The organism is Priestia sp. AB (assembly GCF_028369225.1).
Taxonomy (GTDB): domain Bacteria; phylum Bacillota; class Bacilli; order Bacillales; family Bacillaceae_H; genus Priestia; species Priestia megaterium.
Window position 1 is genome coordinate 1 of record NZ_JAQMYN010000042.1, and the last position, 3,503, is coordinate 3,503.

Below are 3,503 nucleotides of genomic sequence, written 5' to 3' on the forward strand. Positions count from 1 at the left end.
GGCAAGTACAGTACCCATCACTTTCCCTAAGATCTTTTGCATATATTCTGTGGGTAAGAAGTTAGGATAATAGGTATAAAGTTTATGATAAACTAAAAATAAAACAAAACTTCCTAACATACCCAGCAGAATTCCAAGCCATGCATCCTGTTTAGCTCTGATGGCGAGAGGTACCAGTAAAGCACTCCCCAGCTCAAACAGGACCATTAAAATAAAGAGCTGACTGGCACTAATTTTTGCTTTCTCCATTTAACTGGTACCTCCTTTCCCTTACTTTTGATTCTCTTTTACTCCTGAAAGAAACGATTTATTTCGTAAGCCAGCTCGACGTACATAGGCTTCTACTGCGATATCTACATCTAACTTTGGAAAGTAGACATCATTCCATTCTGTTTTTAATTTTTTAAATTGATTCGGTCTAGTACGGTGAACTACTTCGCCAAATCCCAAAATATCCGTTTTGTTTTTTTGTGCATGTTCAATAGCTACCCTTAGCTCTTTTTTAATTTCTTTCCTCACAGATTGTTCGATTTTTGTAATAACCTTCGGATTGGTAATATCAACAGGTACCTCCATGTCGCCGATATCTCCTTCAACACGTGTATGAATAGAAATATGAGGTTTCCCATTCTTCACTTGGGCAGATACACTTGTTTTTTGTCGTACACTTTGATAAGCAATAGCCTCTTTCTTTCCTGCCCAATCAATATTAATATCCGTTCCTTGAATTTTATCGAGAATCCATACCGTCCCTCTTGCTGGTTTTCCATATAGCCAATCCACTAGCTTCCCCTGTTTTAAGACAGCAATTCCGGAAGCACGAAGCGTTGCCGCGGGTGCACTTTCCTGAAGGTTATCTAGCTTTTGTGCTTGCTGGGGATTACCAACTAGACGAAATCCTGATACGACAGTTCCTCTTCCAGGGGACTCAATGCTCTTCATCACTTCTTGAAGTGATGTTTTTACATTCTCTCCCCATTTTCTTTCCGTAAATTCTAAGGTTTTTAGCACTTTATTCGCTGGAATTTTATCAACTGGCGTTAATGTTTTGACAAGGTCAGCTGCGGTAGAGTTTCTCGCAATCACAAGAGTGGAAGTATTTCGAAATTCCGGATCCCGATCTAGACCATCGATTAACGTATTAAGCCCTTCTTTTCTGGCCAGTCTTTCTCCAACTACGACTAAGTTTGTATGAGCATAATACAATCGTCGAGAGATTCTGCCTGAAGCCCGTCTACTTGCTTCTACTATATTATCCCCTGAAGCCGAATAGATGGTAATAGGAGGGCTTTGACTGCCTCCTCCTCCTTGCATACCTCCTGCCACGTTTCCTGGATTAATAATTTGAAGTGTTAAGTGAAATCTTCCATCTTTCGTTTCATCGATACCCATGGCTGATACAATAGCAAGGTCCGTTAATTCTTTTTTACTCCAGCAACTTGTAAGCAAGAGCGTCATTGCTATCATTAATAAAAGAAAAACCCCTTTACGCTTCATTGTTGTCACCTTCTTCAAAATCGCGATTCACCATACCTCGAGATGCAGGAGGGTGTGGGTGTTGATTTGTCCCTTCTCGAATCGTATTAGCAGTAATCAATCTCGGTCTTTGTCTCAGTGTCCACCATGGTAATCTCACAACGGTATCTCCATTGTTTACGGGGATGAAGGGAGCAAATGGAGCCATATAGGGTACTCCAAATGATCGTAAGCCGCATAGATGGACAACCATCAATAAAAGGCACAAAATGATGCCATAGAAACCAAATGTTGCTGCACCAATCATAAACAAAAAACGAATTAAACGGGCCGAAATCGCCATATCAAAAGATGGTGTGGCAAAACTAGCAATGGCTGTGATTGATACAATAATAACCATTGCTGGTGAAACAATACTTGCTTGAACGGCTGCTTGACCGATTACAAGGGCCCCGACAATAGATACTGCCGAACCAATAGCTTTAGGTAAGCGTATCCCTGCTTCGCGTAAGATTTCAAAGGTGATTTCCATAAGCACAGCTTCCACAAACGCGGGAAAAGGAACGGATTCCCTCTGTGCCGCAATAGCTACAATGAGCATGGTTGGAACCATTTCCTGATGGAAGGTTGTAACGGCGACATAGGTAGCTGGCGCGATTAACGAAATCATAAACATAAAAATACGCAAAAGACGAATTGAGGTTGCAATGTCAAAACGAGCATAATAATCTTCAGCCGATTGGAAGAATTGCATGAACAAAGCAGGCGCAATGAGTACAAATGGGGTTCCATCCACAAATATAGCAATTCGCCCTTCTAACAGGTTCCCTGCTACAACGTCAGGTCTTTCCGTGTTGTACATAGTTGGAAAAGGAGTCAATGTTTGATCCTCTATTAGTTGTTCAATATATCCTGATTCCAAAATGCTGTCGATATCAATTCGATGTAATCGCTGACGAATTTCTTTGACGACTTTATCATTGGCAATGCCATGTATGTACATAAGCGTCACATCCGTCTTTGTTACACGTCCAACTTTTAAAGACTCCATCCATAAATCTGGGGTCTTAATGATGCGGCGTACCATAGCTGTGTTGGTCCCAAGAGACTCTGTAAATGCTCCTTTTGGTCCTCGTACTACCATCTGGGTAGTAGATTCCGCAATGGAACGCTTCTCTCCACCTTGGGTACTAGCACTCAGTGCCTGATCTACTCCATCCACTAAAATAAGAGTATCTCCTGCCATTAAAGATGCAAATAAATCATCCAAGTTAGTGATGGAAGATATGTTTCCAATTGTCATTATATCTTTAGAAAGCAGGTCTATCGCATTTTGCTGATTTATTACTTCTTTATGATCATCCTTCATCATAGATTGCAGTAGATACTCTTGAATTGACTGATTGTCTACAATTCCTTCTACATAGACAATCGCCGTTTTAATGTCAGAATCCCCCCCCATTTTTATCTCACGAATAACAACATCTGAACTATTTCCCGTTTTCTGCTTAATTATGTTAAGGTTGCCTGATAACGAAATCTGTATCCGTTCTATTTGATGATCAGTAGTTTGATTCTCGTCACCCTGTGGCCGTTTCTTTTTTGGTTTGCGATCTTTAAAAAACGAAGGCATAGATTTAAGCACCCTTCTTTCAGTTTTTATTACTTTAACCATATAAGAGTTTTTTATGTAAAAATTAACAATAAATATTTATGTATCATCATAGAAGAAAGGGAAGAACCTATTATATGGAGCGTGATAGATATGAAAATCATAGGTATTAGCCTTTTAATGTTGGGATGTTTAATGGGCTTTTCTTTAGGTATTGATATGGTTCAAGGATTTGATGTGTCTCAGGCGTTGTACAACGCTGTGAGTCCATTTAGGGTAATGGAAGTCGCTGAATTATTTGTACTCTTTTTTCTTCTTTTTCTTTTTTTTGCTGAATCTTTATATCTTTTTATGAAGAAGAAAAATCAAAGCAAGTAACCATATACTCACCAATTATCATTTTTAAAAATAGGAA

At 39.4% G+C, this 3,503-nt stretch carries 4 protein-coding genes; 1 reads left to right on the plus strand and 3 read right to left on the minus strand.

The features are described from left to right. The 3 genes from POF52_RS30780 to POF52_RS30790 all read right to left on the minus strand — a co-directional run. The coding region (locus POF52_RS30780; protein WP_271998128.1) for a GerAB/ArcD/ProY family transporter at positions 1 to 249 on the minus strand (249 nt) is incomplete at its 3' end. 21 nt (positions 250 to 270) lie between these two features. Continuing rightward, positions 271 to 1,497 (minus strand): Ger(x)C family spore germination protein, encoded by a 1,227-nt coding sequence (locus tag POF52_RS30785; protein WP_271998130.1) that lies wholly within the window; start codon positions 1,495 to 1,497, stop codon positions 271 to 273. Next, entirely contained in the window at positions 1,487 to 3,109 is a 1,623-nt protein-coding gene (locus POF52_RS30790) for a spore germination protein (protein ID WP_271998133.1), read from the minus strand. Before POF52_RS30790 ends, POF52_RS30785 begins: the two co-directional genes overlap by 11 nt. A 132-nt stretch (positions 3,110 to 3,241) precedes the next feature. Between POF52_RS30790 and POF52_RS30795 the strand changes: the two genes are divergently transcribed. Continuing rightward, positions 3,242 to 3,466: a hypothetical protein gene (locus POF52_RS30795; protein ID WP_016763705.1), complete on the plus strand. Its 225-nt coding sequence runs from the start codon at positions 3,242 to 3,244 to the stop codon at positions 3,464 to 3,466. The last annotated feature ends 37 nt before the right edge of the window (positions 3,467 to 3,503 follow it).

Excerpts from the sequence above, each read along its gene's own strand:
- POF52_RS30785 (WP_271998130.1), bottom strand. The coding sequence starts at position 1,497 with ATGAAGCGTAAAGGGGTTTTTCTTTTATTAATGATAGCAATGACGCTC.
- POF52_RS30790 (WP_271998133.1), bottom strand. The coding sequence starts at position 3,109 with ATGCCTTCGTTTTTTAAAGATCGCAAACCAAAAAAGAAACGGCCACAG.
- POF52_RS30795 (WP_016763705.1), top strand. The coding sequence starts at position 3,242 with ATGAAAATCATAGGTATTAGCCTTTTAATGTTGGGATGTTTAATGGGC.